The sequence below is a fragment of the Pelagibacterium sp. genome, assembly GCF_965249125.1.
GTDB lineage: Bacteria > Pseudomonadota > Alphaproteobacteria > Rhizobiales > Devosiaceae > Pelagibacterium.
Window position 1 is genome coordinate 991,264 of record NZ_OZ252217.1, and the last position, 24,487, is coordinate 1,015,750.

General features: G+C 62.5%; 19 protein-coding genes. 17 read left to right on the plus strand and 2 right to left on the minus strand.

Annotated elements, in window-relative coordinates:
* Nucleotides 1-18 precede the first annotated feature (18 nt).
* The 8 genes from mraY (at nt 19) to ftsA (ending at nt 10,526) form a co-directional block, all read left to right on the plus strand.
* Complete coding sequence (gene mraY / locus ACP148_RS04895; protein WP_421951474.1) at nt 19-1,104, plus strand: phospho-N-acetylmuramoyl-pentapeptide-transferase; 1,086 nt, start codon at nt 19-21, stop codon at nt 1,102-1,104.
* A 1,487-nt stretch (nt 1,105-2,591) separates the two neighbouring features.
* The gene (locus ACP148_RS04900) at nt 2,592-3,779 is read left to right on the plus strand and encodes an FtsW/RodA/SpoVE family cell cycle protein (protein ID WP_421951475.1); all 1,188 of its coding nucleotides are present in this window, start codon (nt 2,592-2,594) and stop codon (nt 3,777-3,779) included.
* Nucleotides 3,780-3,815: 36 nt separating this feature from the next.
* On the plus strand, nt 3,816-4,910 hold the full coding sequence (murG, locus tag ACP148_RS04905; protein ID WP_421951476.1) for an undecaprenyldiphospho-muramoylpentapeptide beta-N-acetylglucosaminyltransferase: 1,095 nt from the start codon (nt 3,816-3,818) through the stop codon (nt 4,908-4,910).
* Nucleotides 4,907-6,340 carry a UDP-N-acetylmuramate--L-alanine ligase gene (murC, locus tag ACP148_RS04910; RefSeq protein WP_421951477.1) on the plus strand — a complete coding sequence of 478 codons (1,434 nt, stop codon included), beginning with the start codon at nt 4,907-4,909 and terminating at the stop codon, nt 6,338-6,340. Before murG ends, murC begins: the two co-directional genes overlap by 4 nt.
* Nucleotides 6,337-7,314 carry a UDP-N-acetylmuramate dehydrogenase gene (murB, locus tag ACP148_RS04915; RefSeq protein WP_421951478.1) on the plus strand — a complete coding sequence of 326 codons (978 nt, stop codon included), beginning with the start codon at nt 6,337-6,339 and terminating at the stop codon, nt 7,312-7,314. Before murC ends, murB begins: the two co-directional genes overlap by 4 nt.
* 22 nt (nt 7,315-7,336) lie before the next feature.
* The gene (locus ACP148_RS04920) at nt 7,337-8,257 is read left to right on the plus strand and encodes a D-alanine--D-alanine ligase (protein ID WP_421951479.1); all 921 of its coding nucleotides are present in this window, start codon (nt 7,337-7,339) and stop codon (nt 8,255-8,257) included.
* Nucleotides 8,254-9,216 carry a cell division protein FtsQ/DivIB gene (locus ACP148_RS04925; RefSeq protein WP_421951480.1) on the plus strand — a complete coding sequence of 321 codons (963 nt, stop codon included), beginning with the start codon at nt 8,254-8,256 and terminating at the stop codon, nt 9,214-9,216. Before ACP148_RS04920 ends, ACP148_RS04925 begins: the two co-directional genes overlap by 4 nt.
* A complete protein-coding gene (ftsA, locus tag ACP148_RS04930; RefSeq protein ID WP_421951481.1) occupies nt 9,213-10,526 on the plus strand; it encodes a cell division protein FtsA in 1,314 nt (437 codons plus the stop codon). Before ACP148_RS04925 ends, ftsA begins: the two co-directional genes overlap by 4 nt.
* A 49-nt stretch (nt 10,527-10,575) precedes the next feature.
* Here ftsA and ACP148_RS04935 read toward each other — a convergent pair whose 3' ends face one another.
* On the minus strand, nt 10,576-11,490 hold the full coding sequence (locus tag ACP148_RS04935; protein ID WP_421951482.1) for an ABC transporter substrate-binding protein: 915 nt from the start codon (nt 11,488-11,490) through the stop codon (nt 10,576-10,578).
* A 102-nt stretch (nt 11,491-11,592) separates the two neighbouring features.
* Between ACP148_RS04935 and ACP148_RS04940 the strand changes: the two genes are divergently transcribed.
* Genes ACP148_RS04940 through ACP148_RS04950 form a run of 3 tightly spaced genes read left to right on the plus strand, consistent with a single transcriptional unit; the run spans nt 11,593 to nt 14,427 of the window.
* The gene (locus ACP148_RS04940) at nt 11,593-12,615 is read left to right on the plus strand and encodes a FecCD family ABC transporter permease (RefSeq protein WP_425033186.1); all 1,023 of its coding nucleotides are present in this window, start codon (nt 11,593-11,595) and stop codon (nt 12,613-12,615) included.
* A complete protein-coding gene (locus ACP148_RS04945; RefSeq protein ID WP_421951483.1) occupies nt 12,612-13,646 on the plus strand; it encodes a FecCD family ABC transporter permease in 1,035 nt (344 codons plus the stop codon). The genes ACP148_RS04940 and ACP148_RS04945 overlap by 4 nt, the downstream gene beginning before the upstream one ends.
* Complete coding sequence (locus tag ACP148_RS04950) at nt 13,639-14,427, plus strand: ABC transporter ATP-binding protein (protein WP_421951484.1); 789 nt, start codon at nt 13,639-13,641, stop codon at nt 14,425-14,427. Before ACP148_RS04945 ends, ACP148_RS04950 begins: the two co-directional genes overlap by 8 nt.
* A gap of 109 nt (nt 14,428-14,536) precedes the next feature.
* On the opposite strand, the gene ACP148_RS04955 is transcribed toward ACP148_RS04950, so the two are convergent.
* On the minus strand, nt 14,537-15,013 hold the full coding sequence (locus ACP148_RS04955) for a VOC family protein (RefSeq protein ID WP_421951485.1): 477 nt from the start codon (nt 15,011-15,013) through the stop codon (nt 14,537-14,539).
* 238 nt (nt 15,014-15,251) lie between these two features.
* Between ACP148_RS04955 and ftsZ the strand changes: the two genes are divergently transcribed.
* The 6 genes from ftsZ (at nt 15,252) to ACP148_RS04985 (ending at nt 24,340) form a co-directional block, all read left to right on the plus strand.
* Nucleotides 15,252-16,946 (plus strand): cell division protein FtsZ, encoded by a 1,695-nt coding sequence (gene ftsZ, locus ACP148_RS04960; protein ID WP_421951486.1) that lies wholly within the window; start codon nt 15,252-15,254, stop codon nt 16,944-16,946.
* Between the two features lie 107 nt (nt 16,947-17,053).
* Complete coding sequence (gene lpxC / locus ACP148_RS04965) at nt 17,054-18,010, plus strand: UDP-3-O-acyl-N-acetylglucosamine deacetylase (RefSeq protein ID WP_421951487.1); 957 nt, start codon at nt 17,054-17,056, stop codon at nt 18,008-18,010.
* 194 nt (nt 18,011-18,204) lie between these two features.
* Nucleotides 18,205-19,059 carry an outer membrane protein assembly factor BamD gene (locus ACP148_RS04970; RefSeq protein ID WP_421951488.1) on the plus strand — a complete coding sequence of 285 codons (855 nt, stop codon included), beginning with the start codon at nt 18,205-18,207 and terminating at the stop codon, nt 19,057-19,059.
* Nucleotides 19,060-19,253: 194 nt separating this feature from the next.
* Nucleotides 19,254-20,927: a DNA repair protein RecN gene (gene recN, locus ACP148_RS04975; RefSeq protein WP_421951489.1), complete on the plus strand. Its 1,674-nt coding sequence runs from the start codon at nt 19,254-19,256 to the stop codon at nt 20,925-20,927.
* A 12-nt stretch (nt 20,928-20,939) separates the two neighbouring features.
* Complete coding sequence (gene ligA / locus ACP148_RS04980; protein ID WP_425033189.1) at nt 20,940-23,084, plus strand: NAD-dependent DNA ligase LigA; 2,145 nt, start codon at nt 20,940-20,942, stop codon at nt 23,082-23,084.
* The gene (locus ACP148_RS04985) at nt 23,081-24,340 is read left to right on the plus strand and encodes a hypothetical protein (RefSeq protein ID WP_425033191.1); all 1,260 of its coding nucleotides are present in this window, start codon (nt 23,081-23,083) and stop codon (nt 24,338-24,340) included. Before ligA ends, ACP148_RS04985 begins: the two co-directional genes overlap by 4 nt.
* The last annotated feature ends 147 nt before the right edge of the window (nt 24,341-24,487 follow it).

Below are 24,487 nucleotides of genomic sequence, written 5' to 3' on the forward strand. Positions count from 1 at the left end.
AGGCACAGACGGTATCCCATGCTCTATTTCCTGCAGCAGTTTGCTGACGCCCTGCCGGTCTTCAACGTGTTCCGCTATCTCTCGTTCAGAACCGGCGGCGCGATCATCACCGCTTTGTTCTTCGTGTTCCTGTTCGGGCCGGGCATGGTCAATTCGCTGCGCGTGCGGCAGGGCAAGGGGCAGCCGATCCGCGAGGACGGGCCGCAGAGCCACCTTCTGACCAAAAAGGGGAAGCCCACAATGGGCGGGCTGATGATCCTTTCGGGCGCGCTGGTTTCGATCCTGTTGTGGGCCGACCTGTCCAACATGTATGTCTGGGCCGTGCTGGTGGTGACCGCCGGGTTCGGGCTCGTGGGATTCTACGACGATTATCTCAAGGTCAAGCACCAGAACCACAAGGGGTTCGGAGGCAAGCAGCGGCTGCTGATCGAATCCGCGATTGCGCTGGTCGCCTGTCTCCTGATCGCCAGCCAGGCGCCCGCCGGATATGAGAATGCGCTGCTGTTGCCTTTCGTCAAGGATGTGGCGATCAATCTCGGCCTGTTCTATTTCGTCTTTGCCGGTTTCGTTATCGTCGGAGCGGGCAATGCGGTCAATCTGACCGACGGGCTGGACGGGCTGGCCATCGTGCCGGTGATGATCGCAGCCTCGGCGTTCGGGCTGATCGCCTATCTGGTGGGCAACCAAGTCTATTCGGATTATTTGTTCCTCAATTTCGTGCCGGGGACGGGCGAATTGTCGATCGTGTGCGGAGCGCTGATCGGGGCGGGGCTCGGGTTTTTGTGGTTCAACGCTCCACCGGCCCAGATCATCATGGGCGATACGGGCTCGCTGTCGCTGGGCGGCGCGCTGGGGACGATCGCGGTGGCCACCAAGCACGAACTGGTCATGGCGATCGTGGGCGGGCTTTTCGTTCTCGAGGCGGTGTCGGTGATCGTGCAGGTGGTCTCGTTCCGGCTGACTGGAAAACGGGTGTTCAAAATGGCGCCCATTCACCACCATTTCGAGCATCTGGGCTGGACAGAAAGCCAGATCGTGATCCGGTTCTGGATCATCGCCATGGTTCTGGCGCTCATCGGGCTGAGTTCACTCAAGCTGCGCTGACATTTTCTCGTCATCCATGAGCGTGAGCCTTTCTTTTTGACATGCCAAAGCCTCCGACGGCGAGACCGCCTCGGGCTTTGAAATGGTCAGACGGCATGGGGCAATGAGCGCTCCGCATGTTTATTTAGTATATGAAGCGATCATCGCCCCACGCATCCGGGGTTTTTGGCTTATGGCGGCGTCTCGGGCTGGGGTTTGTCGTCCGGGATATTGGCATTTTTAGTGGGTCGGTTGGCGAACCGGGAAACCGGTCCCCACTTTCCCTGCCAACCTCCCGTCGGTGCCCCTCTCCCTTTCGGGAGTACGACGTGGAACGCCTGGTTCCTCGTCCGGCCATCCGTCCGCTTTGGGCCTTCCCTGCGGCGACCCGCATGGAACCCGGATCGGTCTCACCGGAAGCTCGTATGCATCCTCGTCCCTGGCGACACCGTGGGGGGAGAATGGCATGGGGGTGATGGGGCGGGGATAAGATTTTTCGCAGCGCTTCCACCTTCACCCGCGTCATCCTCGGGCTTGACCCGGGGATCCGCTGCGTCGGGGCAGCCGGTGAAGGGGTTGGGGACCGATGACGCGTCAAGGAGCACCACTTCTGCCGCGCTTGCGGACGCCCTGCGGATCCCCGGGTCGAGCCCGAGGATGACGACGGGGGTGGGGTGAGTGGTGGTGATGGAGCCGCCGGGGGCGGGCCCGAGGATGACGAAGGGGGCGGGGATAAGATTTTTCGAGCGCTTCCACCTTCACCCGCGTCATCCTCGGGCTTGACCCGGGGATCTGCTGCGCCCGGCGAGCCGGTGAAGGGGTTGGGGACCGATGACGCGTCAAGGAGCACCACTTCTGCTGCGCGTGCGGACGCCCTGCGGATCCTCGGGTCAAGCCCGAGGATGACGAAGAGAGTGGGGTGGGCGATGGTGATGGAGCCGCCGGGGGCGGGCCCGAGGATGACGAAGGGGGCGGGGATAAGTTTTTTGCGCGGCGTTTCCACCATCACCCGCGTCATCCTCGGGCTTGACCCGGGGATCTGCTGCGTCGAGGCAGCCAGTGAAGGGGTTGGGGACCGATGACGCATCAAGGCGCACCACTTCTGCCGCGCGTGCGGACGCCCTGCGGATCCCCGGGTCAAGCCCGAGGATGACGACGGGGGGGGGTGAGCGGCGGTGATGGAGCTGCGGGGGGCGGGCCCGAGGATGACGCGGGGTGGGTTGATGGTGGTTATGAGCCGAGAGCGCGGCCCAACATCCATCGCTGTCCCGGACGTGATCCGGGACCCAGCAGCCCTGCCCGTGCTCTGATGCGGATGGACAGGCGCATGGACCCCGGCCGGAGTTTATCCCGGCGAAAGCCGGGACCGGGGAAGCGCGGGGAGAGGTGAAGGGACAGCAACGGGGGGATAAGGTTTTCGGCAAAGGCATCGTGGTTGCGAAATGGTAACCACTGGGGTGGTAATTTCGCATTCTGCAATTTTGTGTCCCCGCGTACCGGAGTATCCCGTGACCGCCATTTCCGCCTGGTTTTCCCGCGAGCGAAAGACGCCCATTGCCGAATGGTGGTGGACGGTCGATCGCGAGTTGATGTTTGCGCTGTGCGCACTAATGGGCTTCGGGGTGCTTTTGAGTTTTGCGGCGAGCCCGCCGGTGGCCGAACGCATCGGGTTGGGGCCGTGGCATTTCACCCAGCGGCACGTGCTGTTCTGCATTCCGGCACTGGGCGCGATGCTGCTGGCGTCGCTGGTCAATGCGCGCTGGGTGCGGGTCATCGGGCTGGTCACGTTGGTGGGCGGCGTGGTGCTGCTGGCGCTGACGCTGCGCTATGGCGTTGAGGTCAAGGGCGCCCGGCGCTGGATTTCTTTTATGGGCCAATCGCTCCAGCCCATCGAATTCGTCAAACCGGCGCTGGCGGTGATGTCGGCCTGGTTCATCTCAGAGCAGATGAAGCGCAAGGACGTGCCGGGACATTTCCTCGCGCTGGGGACGACGGGGCTGGTGGTGGGCCTGCTGCTGCTGCAACCGGACGTGGGGCAGACCATTCTGATTTCCGTGGTCTATGGAGGGTTGCTGTTCCTGTCGGGCATTTCCTGGCTGGTGATCGCGCTGCTGGGAGGGGCGGCGATCGTGCTGCTGGCCATGGCCTACACCTTCTTTCCGCACGTTGCCCGCCGTATCGATACCTTCCTCAACCCCGAAACGGGCGATAATTACCAGGCCGAGCGGGCGCTCGAATCGCTGCTCGAAGGCGGATGGTTCGGCATGGGGCCCGGCGAGGGGATTGCACGGCGCTATCTGCCGGATGCTCATGCCGACTTCGTTTTCGCGGCCGGGGCCAGCGAGTTCGGCATCCTGTTTTGCCTGGTGCTGGTGGGACTGATCGCCTTCATCGTCATCCGGGCGCTCTATCTGGCAATGGGTCAGCAGAATCTGTTCAACAGGCTGGCGGCAAGCGGGCTGGCTATCCAGTTCGGCGTGCAATCAGCGTTCAACCTGACGGTCAATCTCAATCTGATCCCGCCCAAGGGGATGACACTGCCCTTCGTTTCGTATGGCGGTACGTCTATGATTGCGATCGGGCTCTCCATGGGGTTATTGCTGGCGCTGACGCGGCGCAAGCCGGAAGAGACCTTTGCCACCGGCCTGCCGATCCGCAGCGCCCTGACTCATCCGGGCGCGCCGGGCAAACGTTGAGCTGCCCGAACGCTCGGCGCCGAAAAACAGGTTAATATGAGTACATTTGCATTGATGGCCGGGGGGACGGGCGGACATCTTTTTCCCGCCATGGCGCTGGCGCAGGAATTGCGCCGCCGTGGGCATGAAATTCATCTGGTGACCGATGAGCGGGTCAGCCATTACGGGGCCGAGTTTCCGGCGAGTGGCATCCACGTGGTGCCCGCCGCCACGCCCTCGATCCGCAATCCTATAAAGTTCGTGAAGGCAGGATTGACGATCCTTGGGGGGACGGCAACGGCCATAGGCGTGTTGCGCGAGATCAAACCGGCGGCGGTTGTCGGGTTCGGGGGTTATCCCTGCTTTCCACCCTTCCTGGCGGCTTCGGTGCTGCGCATTCCGGGCATCCTGCACGAGCAGAATGCTGTGATGGGGCGCGCCAACCGGGCGCTGGCACGGTTTGCCAAAGTGCTGGCCATGAGCTTTGCGCAGACAGCGCATGCGGACAAGTTTTCGCTGCAAAAGGTACTGGTGGGCAATCCGGTACGGGACCGGGTGCGGGCCATTGCCGGGATGAGCTATCCGGCCCTTGTCGAAAACGGGCCGATCAATCTTCTGGTGTTCGGCGGTAGCCAGGGGGCACGGGCCTTTTCCGATATCGTGCCGGCGGCGATCGCGGAACTCGACGAGTCTTTGCGGCGGCGGCTGGTCGTCACCCAGCAATGCCGCGAGGAAGACCTCGACCGGGTGGCGGAAGCCTATCGCGCGGCGCGGGTCAATGTGGAACTCGCAGGGTTTTTCACCGATCTGCCCGAACGCATCGTTTCGAGCCATCTGGTGATCGGGCGGGCAGGAGCCTCGACGATTGCCGAACTGGGCGCGCTTGGACGCCCGTCAATCCTCGTGCCGCTGCCCGGATCGCTCGACCAGGACCAGAAGGCCAACGCGCTGGTGATGGAAACTGCCGGGGGTGCCTGGATATTCGAGCAGGCCACGCTTTCACCGCAATCTCTTGCCACCCAGCTTAACGATCTCTTCCTCGCTCCGGATCGCCTTCGGGCGGCAGCTTCTGCCGCACTTTCGGTGGGCATGCCCGACGCCGTTGAACGGCTGGCCGATCTCGTCGAGCAAACCGCCAAAGGACAATCATGAACACCAAGATGCCACGCGATATCGGGCCCGTGCATTTCATCGGCATTGGCGGGATCGGGATGAGCGGTATTGCCGAAGTGCTGCACACCCAGCGCTACACGGTGCGCGGTTCGGACGCCTCGATGAATGCCAATGTCCAGCGCCTGCAATCGATGGGCATCGAGGTGATGGTGGGGCAGAAGGCCGAAAATATCGGCGATGCCGCGGTCGTCGTGGTGTCCTCGGCGATCAAAAAGGACAATCCCGAGCTGAAAGAAGCCCGCGCCAAGGGGCTGCCCATCGTGCGGCGGGCCGAGATGCTGGCCGAGATCATGCGGTTCAAAAACGCCATTGCGATCGGCGGAACGCATGGGAAGACGACGACGACCTCGATGGTCGCGGCGCTGCTCGATGCGGGGCAGTTCGACCCTACAGTCATCAATGGCGGCATCATCAATGCCTATGGCACCAATGCGCGGCTGGGGCAGGGCGACTGGATGGTGGTGGAGGCCGACGAGAGCGACGGCACGTTCGTCAAGCTCCCCGCCGATGTGGCGGTGGTGACCAATATCGATGCCGAGCATCTCGACCATTATCACGACTTCGACGGGGTCAAGAAGGCGTTCCGCAACTTCATCGAGAATGTGCCGTTCTACGGTTTTGCCGTGATGTGTCTCGACCATCCCACGGTGCAGGCGCTGGTCGGCGAAATCGAAGACCGGCGGATGATCACCTATGGGCTCAACCCGCAGGCCGATGTGCGGCTGGTCGACGTGGTCAACGACAATGGGGTTTCGAAGTTTTCGGTGATCGTCCGCGACCGGATCAGCGGCAAGACGCGGACCATCGACGCGCTGGAATTGCCGATGCCGGGCATGCACAATGTGCTCAACGCGACGGCGGCGATTGCGGTGGCGCAGGAACTCAAGATCACCGATGCGCAGATCCGGGCGGGGCTGAAAGGCTTCGGCGGGGTCAAGCGGCGCTTCACCAAGACCGGTGAAGTGAACGGGATCACCATTATCGACGATTACGGGCACCATCCGGTCGAGATTGCCTCGGTGCTGCGCGCGGCGCGGCAATCGACAAGGCGCGACGTGATTGCCGTGGTGCAGCCGCACCGCTATTCGCGGCTCAATGATCTGTTCGACGATTTTTCGGCGTGTTTCAACGAAGCCGATACGGTGCTGGTGGCACCGGTCTATGCGGCGGGCGAAGCGCCGATCGAGGGCGTGAGTCATACCGAGCTTGTCGACCGGATCCGGGCACGCGGGCATCGCGACGCGCGGGCGATTTCGGGGCCCGAGGAGTTGGCGGGACTGATCGCTAGCCGGGCCGGGGAGGGCGATTATGTCGTGTGCCTTGGCGCGGGAAACATCACGCTGTGGGCCGCGGCGCTGCCGGGCGAGCTGGAAGCTGAACTGGCTGGAAAGTCCAAGGCCAGCGCATGAGTTTTCCCGACCTTCTACCGCAGTTTTCGGGCTGGATCGGGGATGTAAGGGGCAGCCTGATCCCCAATCATCCGCTGGCCAGGGCCGTTTGGTTCCGCGTGGGTGGACCTGCACAGCTCTATTTCGAGCCGGCGGACGAGGCGGACCTGGCGCTGTTTTTGAAGAACCTTCCGGCCGACATCAAGGTGACGGTGATCGGGCTGGGCTCGAACCTTCTGATCCGCGATGGCGGGATCGACGGTGTGGTCATCAAGCTGCCGGCCAAGGCGTTTGGCGGGGTCGAGGTGCTGGACGGCAACCGGGTGCGGGCCGGGGCGGGGCTGCCTGACGTCAAGATCGCCACGGCGGCGGCAAAAGCCGGGATTGACGGGCTCGAATTTTTCCGAGGGATCCCTGGGGCGGTCGGTGGCGCGCTTTATATGAATGCCGGGTGCTATGGCACCGAAGCGAAAGAGCGGGTGGTGAGCCTGCGTGGCGTGACGCGGCAGGGACAGATCATCGAGCTCACCAATGCCGACATGGCCTATCAATATCGCAAGTCGAACGGACCTGAAGGCGTGGTGTTCACTTCGGCCGTGTTCGAGGGGCTGTCTGGCGACAGCGAGGAGATACTGGCCAAGATGCGCGAGATCACCGAGCGGCGCGAGAGTACGCAGCCGACAAATACGCGCACGGGCGGATCGACGTTCAAGAATCCGGACGGGCAATCGGCCTGGCAGCTTGTCGATGAGGCCGGGTGCCGGGGGTTGCGGATCGGGGATGCGCAGGTCTCGGAAATGCACACCAATTTCCTGGTCAATCTCGACGCCGCGAGCGCGCATGATATCGAGACGCTGGGTGAGACGGTGCGGTCCAAAGTGCGGGAGAAGCACGGGGTGGAGCTGGTATGGGAAATCCGGCGATTGGGGCATTTCGCGCCGGGGCGTGAAGTCAAAGAGTTTCTCGACGGCGATATGTTTGCCGGCGTTGCCTGAATAAGCCGGAAGGGGCGAACCGATGGTCAAACATGTTGCAGTGCTCAAGGGCGGATGGTCGCACGAACGCGAGGTGTCGCTGAGTTCGGGCGTTGAATGCGCGCAGGCGCTGCGCAATGCCGGGTATGAGGTCACTGAGGTTGACGTTAAGCGCGATATTGCTTCGGTGCTGAGTGCTCTCAAGCCCGACGTCGTGTTCAACGCGCTCCACGGCCGGTTCGGGGAAGACGGGACCATACAGGGGCTGCTGGAAATCCTGGGGATTCCCTATACCCATTCGGGCGTGCTGGCGTCGTCGGTGGCCATGGACAAGCATCAGGCAAAGGTGATGTTCAAAGCGGCGGGGGTGCCGGTGACGGACCATGTGATCGCAACGCGGGACGCCATTGCCAAGAGCCATGTGATGGCTCCGCCCTATGTGGTCAAACCCTATAATGACGGCTCGAGCGTCAATGTGTTCATCGTCAAGGACGGCCAGGAGCACCCGCCGCAGGAAATCCTGCGCACCGATTGGGATGGCGATGAAGAGCTTATGGTGGAGCGGTTCATCCCCGGGCGCGAGCTGACCTGCGCGGTGATGGGCGATGTGGCGCTGGGGGTGATCGAGATCGTCACGGACCTGGCGTTCTACAATTATGAGGCCAAATACGTGAATGGCGGGTCGCGGCACGAGTTGCCGGCGCAGGTTTCACCGAAAATTTACGAAAAAGTTCAGAAGATGTCGCTGATGGCGCATGCCGCTTTGGGCTGCCGCGGGGTGTCGCGGAGCGATTTTCGCTACGACCCGCGCGGGGGCGACGATGGCGAGCTTGTGTGCCTTGAAATCAATACCCAGCCGGGGATGACAAAGACCTCGCTGGTCCCGGAGTTGGCGGCCCATGCCGGCCATTCGTTCGAAGAGCTGGTGAGCTGGATGGTGGAGGACGCAAGTTGCAACAGATGAGGCGTAAGGAAGTCATCGGGGCCGTGCCCGCTTCCAGCCCTCTCGCGCCGCCCGCGCCACGCATCGAGCGTCCTGCCCTGCGGGTGGTCCCGAGCCTTTCTCCGTTAACGCGCGACCGTTCGCCGGCGCTGGCCGGTGGCCGGGGCATGCTGGTGCCGGTGCGCCGGCGCGGCGGGATTCTGGTTTCGCTGGGCAATTGGTGGGTGCTGCACAAAAAGCTGGCGCTGCGGGTCGTGGCGCTGCTGATCGTGGTTTGCGTTGCGATTGGCGGCTATGTGATGCGCGAGGAGGTGTCCGAGGGGCTGGCCGTTGTCGGCAATGTGCTGACCGGACACATGGCGGATGCCGGTTTCGGGATCGAGAAGATTGAAATCAACGGGTTATCGCTGACCCGTGAGGCCGATGTGGCGCATGCGCTGGGGATCGAGGTGGGGTCGACCAGTCTCGGCTTTGATATCGCCGAGGCGCGGTTGCGGGTCGAGGAAATCCCTTCGGTCGCTTCGGCGACGATCCGCAAGGTCTATCCTGACAGCCTGCTGGTTTCGATTACCGAAAAGACGCCCATGGCACGGTGGCGGATCGATGGGGCGACCATGCTGATCGATGCGTCGGGGTCTCCTATCGCGCCCGCCAGTGTCGAGAACGGCGATCTGCCGATGGTGATCGGCGAGGGTGCCGGGGACAACGCGGCGGCGATGATCAATCTGGTCAACCGCTATCCCGACCTGACATTCGATCTGGCCGCGCTCAACCGTGTGGCCGACCGGCGCTGGGATCTGATCTTTTATTCCGGCCTGCGCGTGCAACTGCCCGAAACCGGGGTTGTCGACGCGCTGGGCAGGCTCAACGACTATCAGCTCGATCATCAGGTTCTCCAGCGTGATCTCGACCTGATCGACATGCGCGTTGCGCAATATGTGGCTGTAAGGCCCACCGTTCGCGAAGAAGACGACCAATGATGACCTCTGCGATGACAGCGCGTTTAAAACCGGTCCAGCCGGGCCGGTCTTCGCTGGTGACCGTGCTCGATATCGGTTCGACCAAGATCTGCTGCGTGATCGCGCGGCTCGTGCCCCGCGAGGGCAGGGCGCTGCGCGGGCGCACGCATATGGCCGAGATCATCGGGTTCGGCTATGGGCCCTCCGTCGGGGTCAAGAGCGGGGTTGTGACCGATCTGGACAAGGCCGAGCAGGCGATCCGCTCGGTTGTCGGCATGGCGGAGCGGGCGGCGGGCATTACGGTTCAGTCCGTAGTCGTCAACGTTACGGCGGGGCGTTTGGGATCGGAGACGTTTTCGGCGAGCGTTTCGCTCGATGGCCATGAGGTCGAGCCGAGCGATATTTCGCGGGTGCTGATCGCTGTGAACGATCGCAGCGTGCGCGACGAGCGTTCGATCATTCATGCGCTGCCGATCGGTTATTCGCTGGACGGACAGAAGGGCGTGCGCGATCCGCGCGGCATGGTGGGCGAGACGCTGGGCGTCGATGTTGCCGTGATTTCGGCCGAAACGCTGGCGATGCGAAATATCGAACTGGCACTCAACAAATGCCATCTCGAGGTCGAGGCGCTGATGGCGACGCCTTATGCGTCGGGGCTGGCGACACTTGTCGATGACGAAGCCGATCTTGGGGTCGCCTGTATCGATATGGGCGGGGCGACGACAACGGTTTCGGTCTTCAATGAGGGCCATCTGGTTTATGCCGACGCGCTGGCCATTGGCGGGCATCACATAACGCTCGATATCGCGCGGCAGCTTTCGGTGAGCGTGGCGGATGCGGAGCGGCTCAAGACGCTTTACGGCTCGTGCCTCCAGGGGCAGACCGACGAGACCGATGTCATCACCGTCATGCCGATCGGGGCCAATTCCCATGAATCGCCAAATTCGATCTCGCGCGAGATGCTGACGCGGGTGATCCGGCCACGCGTCGAGGAAATCCTCGAAGCGATCCGCGACCGGATGCAGGCGACGGGCATGATGGATATTTCCGGTCGGCGCTTCGTTCTGACCGGGGGCGCCTCCGATCTCACGGGATTGCCGGAACTGGCGCGACGCATGCTGGCGCGCAATGTGCGCAATGGCCGCCCACTGGGCGTTGCCGGTCTGCCGGACCGCGCGAAAGGCGCGGCCTTTGCAACCGTGGCGGGGATGCTGGTCTATCCGCAGGTGTGCGGCGCCGAATATGTTCAGCCGCGTCCGACCCGCAAGCTGACCGGATCGGACGGGTATTTTGCCAAGGTCGGCAGCTGGCTGAAGTCGGGGTTCATGTGAGCCGGGCGTTGAGAGCCCGCCCGGATTGTTCCGAGCGGGCGAAAGGTCATTACTCGGCAACGCCGTAGATTTCAGCGATATCGTCGAGCAGCAGGTTGGCGGCGAGGATGCCGCCGGCGGTGTTCCAGATGGCGTCGGACACCTGATGCGCCTTGCCGGCCTTGACGACTTCGAGGTTCTGCCAGAGCGGGTCGTTGGTCCAGTCCTGGGCCTGGGCATCGCCCTCGCCATTGCCGGTCTCATAGACGAAATAGAACAGACGGTCGCCTTCGGCTTCGGGGATGCGCTCCTTGGTGATCTGTTCGGCGAATTCTTCGCGATCCTGGGCAGCGGGGCGCGGGAAGCCGAGCTGGCGCAGGGTCAGACCCGAGAAGCTGTCGTGGAAATAAATCCGCGACATGCCCGAGCCGAAGCGAACGACCGAGATTTCTTCTTGCAGGTTGTCGCCAAGCTTTTCGGACAGGTCCGCAACGCGGGCATCATAGGCAGCGAGCAGTTCTGCGCCCTCATCGGCGAGCCCAAGAGCGTCGGCGTAGAGGTTGTAATTGATGCGCCAGTCGCCGCGCAGGCGTTCGGACATCACCGTGGGAGCGATGGCGGAAAGCTGCTCGTAAACGCCTTCCTGACGGGTCATGTTGCCCAGGATCAGATCGGGTTCGAGCGCGGCGATCAGTTCGAGATTGACGGCCGATTCCTCACCAACGACTTCGACGCCCTCCATCTGGCCGGCGATATGATCGTACCAGGGATCGCCGAGCCAAGAACGCACGGCGCCAACAGGGGTGACGCCGAGCGCGATCAGGGCTTCGGTGCCTTCGTTTGTCAGGATAATGACGCGCTGGGGAGCATCGGGCACCTCTGTGGTTCCCATGGCATGAGTGATCTCGCGAGCCTGGGCTGTTCCCGAGAGTGCGACGGCGGCGGCGATGGCCAATCCGGTCAGCAATTTGTGTAGAGAGCGCATGATTGCCTCCTTGGTAACTTGACAAATGTCGTCATAAAATGATTTTGGGCAAATGGTCAGAAATTAAACTGACTGTCAATATCAACTTATGAGGTGCGGCAGGTGCACACCTTAGCGGCCTCGCCCGGGGCCATAGCATCGCGATCGTCGCGCGGCGCCGTGCTGTATTGCAGTCTTGCCGCAGCGCTTGTGTTTGCAATGGCCTGCAGCGTGATGCTGGGTCTGAAGATCTATTCGCCCGGCGAGGTCTGGCGGGCGTTTGCCGCGTTCGATGGCAGCGAGACAGCAGTGGTGATCGTCAATCTCCGCCTGCCGCGGGCGATCATCGCGCCGCTGACCGGAGCGGGACTGGGGGTGGCGGGGGTCATCATCCAGACATTGGCGCGCAATCGTATCGCTTCGCCCGATACGCTGGGGCTCAATGCCGGCGCATCGCTTGCCGTGGTGGTGGCGAGTTTCTGGTTCGGGGTGTCCTCGCTGGCCGGGCTGTCGCTGGCTGCGGCCGCAGGGGCCTTGCTGACCAGCCTGCTGGTGTTCGGCATCGCCGCCGGAGCAGGGGGACTTTCTCCGCTGAGGATCGTTCTGGTGGGCGTAACCATGGCCGGGCTGGGGCATGCGCTTGTCGAGATCATCCTGACGTCCAACGAAGCGGCGCTCGAGCAATTGCTGTTCTGGCTTTCAGGGGCAATCGTCGACCGGCCGATTTCGCTGGCGGTAAATGGGGGCGTTATGCTTGCGGTTGGGGCAATGTTTGCCTGGCTGCTTGCCCCTTCGCTCGATGCGTTGCAGACCGACGATGCGACGGCAAGCGGGCTGGGCGTGCCGCTGGGGATGGTGCGGGGCGTCAGCTTTGTCGCCATAGCGGTGCTGACCGGGAGCGCCATCACGATGGCCGGGCCGGTGGGGTTTGTGGGGCTGGTCATTCCTCACGCGGCGCACGCGCTGGCCGGATTGCGCCACCGGCACCAGATTGCTGCGGCGGCGCTGCTCGGGGCGATCTACGTAACCGTGGCCGATATCGCGGTGCGCTACATCATCTATCCGGCGGAAGCGCCGGTTGGCGCGGTGACGGCGGCGGTCGGCGGAATGGTGCTGCTGGGACTGCTCAAGCGGAGGGCAGCATGAGCGCGTTCGCCGCATCGCGTCGATCCGGCCGAGCCGGGATGGTGCTTGGGTTCCTTGCTTTCGGCTTTGCCATAGTCGTTGTTTTGGCCGTCGCGCTGGGTTCGACGTGGATCCCGATTGCCGATGTCGCCCGGACGCTGGTCGGGTTGGGCGAGCGCACCCAAACCATCATCGTTTTCAATCTGCGCATGCCGCGCGTGGCGTTGGCCGTTCTGGCCGGAGGCTCCATTGCGGTAGCCGGGTTCCTGCTGCAGCGCGTGACGCGGAACGAATTGGCGTCACCAAGCGTGCTCGGCGTGATCGATGGCGCGGCGCTTGGCGTGGTTGTGTTCCTGATGCTGTTTTCCAACGAGAGCAACACGCTAACCGTGCCTATTGCCTATCAGCCTGTCGCGTCGGCTGTCGGGGCGGTGCTGGCGATTGCTGCTGTGTTCATCCTGGCCGGACGGCAGGCCGTTTCGGCGATCCGGTTGCTGCTGTTTGGCATTGCAGTGGCCGCAGTGGCCAAGGCGATCACTACCATCATGATGATCGTGGGGCCAATCTATCGCACGGCCCAAGCGACGCGCTGGATCGCCGGGGCCGTTAACGAGGCGAGTTGGAGTGAAATCCAGATCACTGTTCTGGCGCTTGTCCCGCTGCTGGTCTTGACATCTGTTGCCCTGCGTCACTTGCCGCCTGCCGATCTCGACGAAACCTCCTCGCGGAGTGTTGGCCTGAATACGCCGGTTTTCCGGATCATTATCTTCGGGCTTGCGGCGCTGATTACCGCGGCGGCCGTAGCCTTTGTCGGCGGTGTGGGATTCGTGGGGCTCATGGCGCCGCATCTTGCACGGCTGCTTCTGGGCCGTAACGTCTACGTGGTGGTGGCGGGGAGCTTTCTTCTCGGAGCCATCATGCTGGTGGGCGCCGACATTATCGTGCGGGTGCTCTTTGCGCCGCTGGAGGTTCCGGCGGGCACGGTGACCGCTGTTATCGGCACACCCTATTTCCTGTTCCTGCTTATGCGGAGACGATCGAGCGATGGATGAAACAATCAGGGCCCGCATCACCATCGAGGGTGTGACGCTCGGCTATGGGCAGGCGGTGGTTCTCGATGCGCTGAGCCTGCCGGTCGCGCCCGGACAGGTGACCGTGCTGGCCGGACCGAACGGGTGCGGAAAGTCAACCCTCCTGCGGGCCATAAGACGATTGCATCGACCGACCGAGGGGCGGGTGCTGGTCGAGGATCTCGACGTCGCAAAAATCGGGCACAAGGCACTGGCGCGTCAGATCGGTCTTTTGGCCCAGAGTCCTTCAGCCCCCGAAGAAATGACCGTGGAGGATCTGGTGCGGCTGGGACGCTATCCGCATCAATCAATGTTTCAACCCTGGAATCCCCACGATACGGAGGCCATGGACAAGGCCATGGAAGGCACCGGCGTGCTGCATCTGCGCGACCGGCGTATCGGATCGCTTTCTGGTGGACAATTACAGCGCGTCTGGATCGCCATGGTGCTGGCGCAGGAGACCGACATCATCTGTCTCGACGAGCCGGTCAATCACCTCGACATGGCGCATCAGATCGAATGCCTGAACCTGGTCGGCGCACTCAAGAACGATCATGGACGCACCGTGGTTCTCGTGCTGCACGATCTCAATCTGGCGGCCCGGCATGCCGACGTGCTGGTGTTCCTCAAGGACGGCAAAGTGGTGGCGCGCGGCGCGCCCGAGGACCTGATGACCCCGGACACTATCGAGGAAGTGTTCGGGGTCAAAACCGCGATCATCACCGATCCGTTGCATGGACGGCCGCTGTGCATCCCGAGGTAAGTTTCTGAAGGCAAGTGCGGATTTTACCTCTCCCTTTGCGGGAGAGGTGAGCAGACCTCCAATTCAGTGAAACCCTGAACCGCTATAACTGGCCATACACCCTTGCCCACTACCGGCCTTCGTAGGCCGCTTCGAGATCGGCGACGATGAGTTTTTTCATCTTCAGCATGGCCTGGGTGGCACGCTGTGCGCCTTGGGCATCCCTGCCGGTGACGGTGCGGTAAAGGGCCCTGGGCACGATCTGCCAGGAGACACCGAACTTGTCCTTGACCCAGCCGCACTGGCTTTCGGCCCCGTCGCCTTCAGTGAGCTTGTCCCAGTAATAATCGACCTCGGCCTGGTCCTCGCAGTCGATGATGAAGGATATGGCCTCGGAGAACTTGAAGTGCGGGCCGCCATTGATGGCGTTGAAGCGCTGGCCGAGGATCTCGAAATCGCCGGTTATGACCGTGCCCGGTTCGCCCATGCCGCCCTCGGTGTAGCGCGTGGTGCCGTGGATTTTGGTGTCGGGAAAAACCGAGGCGTAAAATTCCATGGCTTGCTCGAGATTGTTGTCGAACCAGAGGCTGGGAGTGATCTTTGACATTGTTCCTGCTCCTTTATGTAACCAATATTTTATATTCTGATATGGTTATATACGGATCGAGGCGAATGTCAAGCGCGGGTGGATCCGGCGCGGGGCAAATCATGCTTAACATGCGGTGACTTTGTGGCTGTCAAGTCTCGCATTTTGCGGATTGGTTAACGAAATCGGTAGCTTTGTTAGGGTCCGGTTAACGAATTGAGCGCTACATCTTTGCCATGAAGCCACTATGAGGCCAGAGATGACTATCAACCTTCAGATTCCCGGAATCCAAGAGCTTAAGCCGCGAATCACCGTCTTTGGCGTCGGTGGTGCAGGGGGCAACGCTGTCAACAACATGATTAACTCGGGCCTCGAGGGCGTCGAGTTCGTTGTGGCCAATACGGACGCGCAGGCGCTGGCGCTGTCCCGCGCGCAGCGCGTCATTCAATTGGGCGTGGGCGTGACCGAGGGCCTGGGCGCCGGTTCGCACCCGGAAGTGGGTCGCGCGGCGGCGGAAGAAAGTTTCGACGAGCTCAACGATCATCTTTCGGGCTCGCATATGGTGTTCATCACCGCCGGTATGGGCGGTGGTACGGGAACGGGCGCGGCGCCCGTCGTGGCGCGCGCGGCGCGCGAGCAGGGCATCCTGACCGTCGGTGTGGTGACCAAGCCCTTCCAGTTCGAAGGCAATCGCCGCATGAAGCTGGCCGATGAGGGGATCGACGAACTTCACCGTCATGTCGATACGCTGATCGTCATTCCCAACCAGAACCTGTTCCGGGTGGCCAACGAGAAGACAACCTTCGCCGACGCTTTCGCGATGGCCGACGAGGTGCTGTTCTCGGGCGTTGCGTGCATTACGGACCTGATGGTCAAGGAAGGGCTCATCAACCTCGATTTCGCCGACGTGCGCGCCGTCATGCGCGGCATGGGCAAGGCGATGATGGGGACGGGCGAGGCCGAGGGCGAGGATCGTGCGCGTCACGCCGCCGAAGCCGCCATTGCCAATCCGCTGCTCGACGATGTTTCCATGCAGGGCGCCCGCGGCCTGCTGATCTCGATCACCGGCGGCAAGGACATGACGCTGTACGAGGTCGACGAAGCGGCTTCGCGTATCCGCGAGGAAGTGGATTCGGATGCCAATATCATCCTCGGTGCGACCTTCGACGATTCGCTGCAGGGCAAGGTGCGCGTTTCGGTCGTGGCGACCGGTACCGACGCGCTGATGGTTCAGGCGCTCGATCCCGTAAAGCCCAACGCCAACCGCCAACCCCTGCAGGCCAAGCGGGCTCCTGAAGCCGTTGCTGCTCCCGCCGCCGCCCCCGCACCACGGTCCGAGCAGCCTGCTGCTCCGGCCCAGGCCAGCGCTCACATGAGCGACGATCAGTTCGAGGCTGCTGTCGCCCAGGCGATCAAGGATGGCAATTCGGCTGCTGCGGCAGCGGCGACTGCCGCCCGGCAGGCTGAGGACAACGGCGTTACAATCGAGCCCTACACCCCTGCCGCACCCGTGCGCCAGCCGGTGGAGGAAGCCCAGCGCGCGCCCGAAGCGGCCATGCCCAAGCCCTATGTGCCCTCGGGTGCCGAGCGTCCGCAACTGCAGCGCCGCATTCCGCGCGCCGAAGACATGCCGCCGGTGGCCCGCCAGCAGATGGCGCAGCCCCGGAGTGAAGAGCCGCGCAACGCGCGGGCCCTGTTCCGCCGCCTGGCCTCCAATGTGGGGTTGAGCCTTGGCGGAGAGGCCGAGTCGCAACCGCATGGCGAGCGCGTGCAACCCCAGTTCGACGACGCCGCTGCCCGCAGCGCCATCGAGGCCGCTCCTTCGCGTCCGGCCGCTCCGCGTCCGCAGACGGACGGCGCAGTGGGGCAACTCGACGCACATGGCCGTGCCCCGGCCCGCGCGCCGCAAAAAGAACAGCTTGAAATCCCGGCGTTTCTCAAACGCCACGGTTAATTCTAATTTGCCATTTAGGCTTTAAATCGGCCTGGCACGGGTTCCGTGTCAGGCCGATCTTCGTTATTAGGCGATGGGCCGTCGCCAACAAAGGGCCCGGAGTACCAATGAAAAACAATACCGTGCGCCAATGCACGCTGACGCGTCCCGCAGAGTTCGCGGGAATCGGTGTGCATAATGGCAAACCCTCGCGCCTTGTCATCAATCCAGCGCCAGCCGATTCCGGCTATACGCTAACGCGTATGATGGACGATGGCAGCAGCTCCGCGACCGTCAAGATCGACCATTCACGGGTCAGCCGGACCTCGCTGTGCACGGTTATCGATCTGGGCAATTCCATCAGCATCGCGACTGTCGAGCATGTGTTGGCGGCACTCAACGGACTTGGCATCGACAATGCGGAAATCGTGGTCTGGGGCGAAGAATGCCCGATCATCGATGGCAGCGCCGAGCCCTTTGTGGATGCGGTGCTCGATGCCGGTATTTCGATCCAGCCGCAGCGCAAGAAATTCATCCGCATCCTGCGTTCGGTGACGGTGCGCGACAATGATGCCTTTGCCATGCTCGAAGCCTATAATGGCCGGGCTTTCGACGTTGAGATCGATTTCAATTCCAAGGTGATCGGCCGCGAGCGGATGATCTTTGACTGGTCGCCGCGCAAGTTTGCGCTCGAAGTTGCGCCGGCGCGCACCTTCGGGTTCGTGGCGCAGGCGAAAGTGTTGCGCCAGGCAGGTTATGCCCTGGGGTCGAGCCTTGAAAATTCGATCGCCATCGAGGAAGAAAAAATCGTCAATCCCGACGGCCTGCGGTTCGACGACGAATTCGTGCGCCACAAGCTTCTTGACGCTGTGGGTGACCTGGCCCTGGCGGGACTGCCGATCTATGGACGGTTCAAGTCCTACAAGGGCGGGCACGGGTTGAATGCGCTGGTGCTCAAATCGCTTTTTGCCAGTGAAGCCAATTACGAGATTTTGGAAGCGGATGCACTGCCGCTCGAAATGGAGGCCCTTGGGGATCTGCCCGAGAGGCTGTCTGTCGAGCCCTACTTGCGCTCCATCGGTTGAATGGGCGATAACCCCCGTCACAGTTTTGAACAGATTGCCCGCTAGTGCATTTCCCGTTTCGATGGGATCGAAACGGAAAATGCCCTAAGGTCTTGATTTGTCGGGTGTCCGAACCGAATAAGTGGTGCCCACTTATTCTGGACACGCTCCAGCGGATTGTGGGTACGCGCGGGTCACGGTTCATGCCCCGGGCCATGAGGACGGAGTTTTTCGTGAATATCATAGCCAGACCAAGCAAAGCGCCAAGGATTTGGAAGACGGCGGCGGCCATGGCCCTCGTTGCAGTGCTTGCCGCCTGTTCACCCATGTCGATCTTTTCGCGCACCGGGGATGAAGAGCCGTTGGTTCCGCCCGAGCAGCTTTACGCAAGCGCTGTCACCAACATGGAAAACAACCGTTATATCGCGGCCATCGAAGATCTCGAAACGCTCGAGCGGCAGAATCCCTTTTCGGACGTCAACGAACGCGCCAAGGTGATGCAGGTCTTTGCCAATTTCCGCCTTGCCCGGTTCCCCGAGGCGGTGCGGCAGGCCGACCAGTTCCTCGCGCTCTATCCACGATCCTCGGAAGTGCCCTATATCCTGTTCCTCAAGGGCAGCTCGTATTACGAGCAGATCACCGACATCACGCGCGACCAGGAGCTGGCGCAGGATACGATCGAGACCTTTACCCAGCTGCAGGCCAGCTATCCCGATTCCCGTTACGCCCGGGAATCGGGCCAGATGCTGCTGATCGCCCGCGATCAGGTAGCCGGCAAGGAAATGAGCGTGGGCCGCTATTATCTGGGCAATGGCCAATATACGGCTGCGATCAATCGCTTCCGGGTGGTGGTGGAAGACCATCAGACCTCGACCCATGTGGAAGAAGCGCTTTATCGGCTGACTGAAGCCTATCTCACGCTCGGCCTTGTTGGCGAAGCGCAGACCGCGACGGCGGTTCTGGGCACCAATTACCCCAATTCCGAATGGTATCAGCGGGGCTTTAACCTGCTGCAGAACCAGGGCCTGTCGCCCCAGATGATGACAGGCAACTGGATGGCCGACCGATAGGCCACGGCCGGTTGGTGGAAGTTTGACGATGCCCCGGTCATTGGCCGGGGCATTTTCGCAGGCGCTTGCTGCCCGAGATTTGTTCCTGTAATGTTCGCGCGCAGAATGGTGTGAATCTCGTGTTGGAGGTTTGCAGCGGGCGCGCCTTGCGGGGTACAAGTCAGAGCCAACAACGAACGGGAGAAGCGGGAGCGATGCTGAACACGCTTTCGGTCCGCAATATCGTTCTGATCGACCAACTCGATCTCGCGTTCGAGACGGGCATGACCGTGCTGACCGGGGAAACGGGCGCGGGCAAGTCGATCCTTCTCGATGCGCTGACGCTGGCGCTGGGCGGAAGGGGAGATGCCGCGCTGGTCCGAAAGGGCGCCGACAGCGGGCAGGTGGTGGCGGTGCTCGCCTTGCCCGAGGATCATCCGGCGCGGCTGCTGCTGCGCGAGAACGAGATCGAAGACGATGCGGAGATCATCCTGCGGCGCGTGCAGCACGCGGACGGGCGTACGCGGGCCTTCATCAATGACCAGCCGGTTTCGGCGGGACTTCTCAAATCAATCGGCGGGCTGCTGGTGGAAATCCACGGGCAGCATGACGACCGGGCGCTTGTGGATGCCGCGACCCACAGGGTTCTGCTGGACAGTTTCGGATGCCATGAGGGCGATCTGGCGGCCGTGTCGAGCGCATATGGGAGGCTGGTCGCGGCGCAGAAGGCCGTGGATTTGCAGCGGGCCCGGGTAGAGCAGGCGGCGCGCGAGGAAGAGTATGCCCGGCATGTGATTGGGGAATTGTCGGCGCTCAAGCCCGAGGCCGGTGAGGAGATTACCCTGGCCGATCGGCGGCAATGGCTGATGGGGCTGGAAAAGGCCGCCAGTGAGGTCAATGACGCCGACGAAATTCTCAACGGCACCAACGCGCCCGGACCGACGCTGGCCATGCTGCTGCGGCGGTTGACGCGCAAATCGGACGCCGAGGCGGCGCTGTTCGCACCCATGGCGGATGCGGTCGATCAGGCGCTGGTGGCGCTGGACACGGCGAGCGAAGCGCTTGAAGCCATCCGCCGCGAGATGGCGTTCGATCCGCGCGAACTCGAACAGGTCGAGGAAAGGCTGTTCGCGCTGCGGGCCGCGGCGCGCAAGCACCAGGTCGAGCCAGACGCGCTGGCCGACGTGCTGGCGAAATACGAGGGCGATATCGAAGCGCTCGAAACCGGTGCGGAAACACTCGTGGCTCTGGAAGCCGAGTTGAAGGACGCCGGGCTCGAATACCGCGCGGCAGCGGAAAAGCTTTCCAAGGCGCGCGAGAAGGCAGCCGCGGGGCTGAGCAAGGCCGTGGAGGCCGAGTTGCCCGACCTCAAGCTGGGAGCGGCGAAGTTCATCGTCGACCGGCAAGTGGATGCGGAGCGGATTTCATCTCACGGGATCGATCAGGTCGCCTTTCATGTGCAGACCAATCCAGGCACCACGCCCGGCCCGATGATGAAAGTCGCGTCCGGCGGCGAGCTTTCGCGGTTTCTGCTGGCGCTCAAGGTGGTGCTGGCCGACAAGGGTTCGGTGCCGGTGCTGATTTTCGACGAGATCGATACCGGCGTGGGCGGGGCCGTGGCCGATGCGATCGGCAAGCGGCTGGGGCGGCTGGCGCAATCGGTGCAGGTTCTTACCGTTACCCATGCCCCGCAAGTCGCGGCGCGCTCGCAGACCCATCTGCTGATCGAGAAGCAGGCCATCGAGGAAGGGGCGTTCATGCGTACGCATGTGCGGCCGCTCGATATCGAGACACGGGGCGAGGAGGTAGCGCGGATGCTGGCCGGTGCGACGATTACCGAGGAAGCCCGTGCGGCGGCACAAAGGCTGATGCGCGAAGTGGGCGTTTAGGAGAGTGGTGTCGTGAGTATCGATTTGCCGGTGGACGAGCTGTCGCTGGAAGATGCAAAGAGTGAACTCGACCGCCTGCACCGGCTGATCGAAAGAGCCGACAGGGCCTATTATCAGGACGATGCCCCCGAGATCTCGGACGCCGAATATGACGCCGCGCGACGGCGCTATATGGAAATCGAAACGCGGTTTCCCGAATTGCGGCGCACCGATTCCTTGTCCGAGCGCGTGGGCGCCGCGCCGGTGGATGGCTTTGCCAAGGTGCGGCACGCGGTGCCGATGCTGTCACTGGGCAATGCGTTCGACGATGCCGATGTCGCAGATTTCGTCCAGCGCGGGCGCAAATTCTTCGAGCGCGACAAGGGGCTGGAACTTGCATTTACCGCCGAGCCCAAGATCGACGGGCTGTCGGCCTCGTTGCGCTATGAGAACGGTGTTTTCGTGCGCGGCGCGACCCGTGGGGACGGAACCGAAGGCGAAGACATCACCGAAAACCTCAAGACGATTTCCGACATTCCCAAGACACTTCCCGGCACGGGGTGGCCAGATGTGCTCGAGGTGCGCGGCGAGGTCTATATGACCCATGCCGATTTCGCGGCGCTCAAGAAGCGTTCGGCCGAGGAGGGCGGTCAGGATTATGTCAATCCGCGCAATACGGCGGCGGGGTCGCTTCGGCAGAAAGATCCTTCAGTCACCGCCAGGCGGAAATTGAAGTTTTTCGCCTATGCCTGGGGGCAGGTGAGCGCTCCGATTGCCGATACGCAGTATGAGGCGGTGCAAAAGCTCGGCGAGTGGGGTTTTGTCATTAATCCGCTGATGATCCGCACGACGAGCGTTGAGGAACTGCTCAGCCATTACCGGTCGATCGAGGAACGGCGGGCAACGCTGGGCTACGATATCGACGGGGTTGTGTACAAGCTCGACAGGCTCGATCTGCAGCAGCGCTGGGGGTTCGTGGCGCGAGCGCCGCGCTGGGCGATAGCGCACAAGTTTCCCGCCGAGCAGGCAACGACCATTCTGCACAAGATCGACATTCAGGTGGGGCGCACGGGGACGCTGACGCCGGTGGCGCGGCTGCAGCCGGTGACGGTGGGCGGCGTGGTGGTGGAAAACGCGACGCTGCACAATGAGGACTATATCGCCGGGCGCGACAGCTTTGGAGCCGAGATCCGCGACGGGTACGATATTCGCGAAGGCGACACGGTGATCGTGCAGCGGGCCGGGGACGTTATCCCGCAAATCGTGGCTGTGGTGCCCGACAAGCGGCCCAAGGACTCCCAGCCGTTCGAATTTCCCCATGTCTGTCCCGAATGCGGCTCGGAGGCGGTGCGGGAGGTCAATCCGAAAACCGGCAAGCTCGATGCGCGGCGGCGGTGCACTGGCGAGTTGATCTGCCCGGCCCAGGCCGTGGAAAACCTGAAGCATTTCGTTTCCCGAAACGCGCTCGATATCGATGGGCTGGGGGACAAGCAGATCGCCGCGTTCCACGCCGAGGGGCGGATAAGGGAGCCGGCCGATATCTTCAGACTGGCCGAGGAAGACGGCAAGAGCCTCAAAAAGCTCAAGGATCAGGAAGGGTGGGGGGAAACTTCTGTCAAAAAGCTCTTTGCGGCGATCGATGCGCGGCGTGAGCCGGAACTGGACAGGTTCATCTTCGCGCTCGGCATCCGCCATGTGGGGGAGTCAACGGCGGCGCTGTTTGCCAAGACGTTCTCGAATTTCGGAGCGTTCCGGGAAATGGCCTTCCGGGCCGGCAAGGGCGATGAGGAAGCCTATGACACGCTTTTGGGGATCGATGGCATCGGCGACACTGTGGTGCAGTCGGTGACGGGCTTTTTCGCCAATGAGCGCAACGAAAAAGCCATCGATGCGCTGCTGGCAGAAGTGAAGCCGAAAGACTATGTGGTCAACATCTCCGCCGACAGCGTGGTGGCCGGCAAGACTGTGGTGTTTACCGGGAGCCTGGAACGCATGTCGCGGACCGAAGCCAAGGCTATGGCCGAGCGGCTGGGCGCCAAGGTTTCGGGCTCGGTTTCGGCCAAGACCGACCTTGTGGTGGCAGGGCCCGGCGCCGGCAGCAAGCTCAAGCAGGCCGAGAGCCTGGGGGTTGAGGTGATCTCTGAAGACGAATGGTTTGAAAGGACGGGGCAGGGATGATGGGCAAAATCGGGCTGGCAATCCTCCTCATGTTCGGTCCGGTCACGGCTGCTGCCGGGCAGGAGGGCGGTGCCGATATTCTGCGCGATCATCTCTATAGTGGCCGATTGGCCGAGGGGCTGGTTGCTCTGGAGGCGCTGCCCGAAAGCGATACCGAAGCGGCGTTCGGTGTCGGCCTTTTGACGCTGTTTACCGGCATCGAGAATCTGGTGCAGCCGCTTTATGCGCACGGGTTCGATCCGGAGCGGGGCATCGCTGTGAGCCCGTTTTTCGGAATGGTGGAGGCACAAGGAGAGGAAAGGGCGCCCGAGCCGCTGACCTATGAAGCGTTGCGCGGCTACCTCGAGGCGTTTTCGGACGATCTGGATGCGGCCATTCCCCTTTTGCTGACGGCGGCGGAGGGCGACTTTGCCGCCGAAATCGAGGTGACCAGAATCCGCATCGATATCGATGGGGATGGGGAAGCGGGCGAGGCGGAGTCCGTGGGCGCGTTCCTGGCCATGGCGGCGGGGGCAGGACAGCGGCTCGACATGGGATCGGGTATGGCGCCTGAGCTGGGGCTACCTGCCACCACTTTCGCTTTCGATGGGTCCGATGCGATCTGGCTGGCGGGGTATTCGCACGTTCTGGCGACGCAGTCGGACTTCCTGTTGGCCCATGATTTTGAAACTTTCTTCAACGCCGCGCTACATCGTCTGTTTCCGGGCGCGGGACTGCCGATGGAGACCTATCCCAATAGCGGGCAATTGTTCATGGACCGCGACAGTGATGCGTTGCTGGCCGATGCAATTGCCATGATCCACACGATCAACTGGCCCATCATCGACCGCGAGAGGCTGACGGGCGCTCGCGACCGGATGCTCAGCGTGCTCGATCTGTCACGGCGCAACTGGAACGCGATCCTTGCGGAAACCGACGACCATCTCGAGTTCATCCCCTCGCCCTACCAGACGCCGCTGGCGCTTGAGATGACCGTGACCAAGGAGATGGTCGAGGCCTGGCGTGAGACGCTGGATGTGTCGGAGGCGATATTGCGCGGCGAGTTGCTTTTGCCGCATTGGCGCTATTTCGGCCTCGGGTTCGACCTTGCGGCGTGGTTTGAGAACGCCGAACGGACCGATGCGGTGCTGCTGTTTACCGGGCTCGATGCCCTGCCCTATCTTAAAGAGGGGGAGGTCGCCGATGCTGAATCGTTTGCGGCGGCCAATGCGGTGTTCGGCGGTTCAATCTGGAATTATGCGGCCTGGTTCAATTAGGGCACCGCGCTGCTGCGTACCGGCTATCGCGACACGATCTCGGTCAACGCGCGGTGTCTTGTGGGCGTCGGCGTCTATACGCTGGAGACTAGAGCCGTTCATCCTTTGTCTGAATCGGATGGGATTCCCGTCGGTTGATTTTTGTGA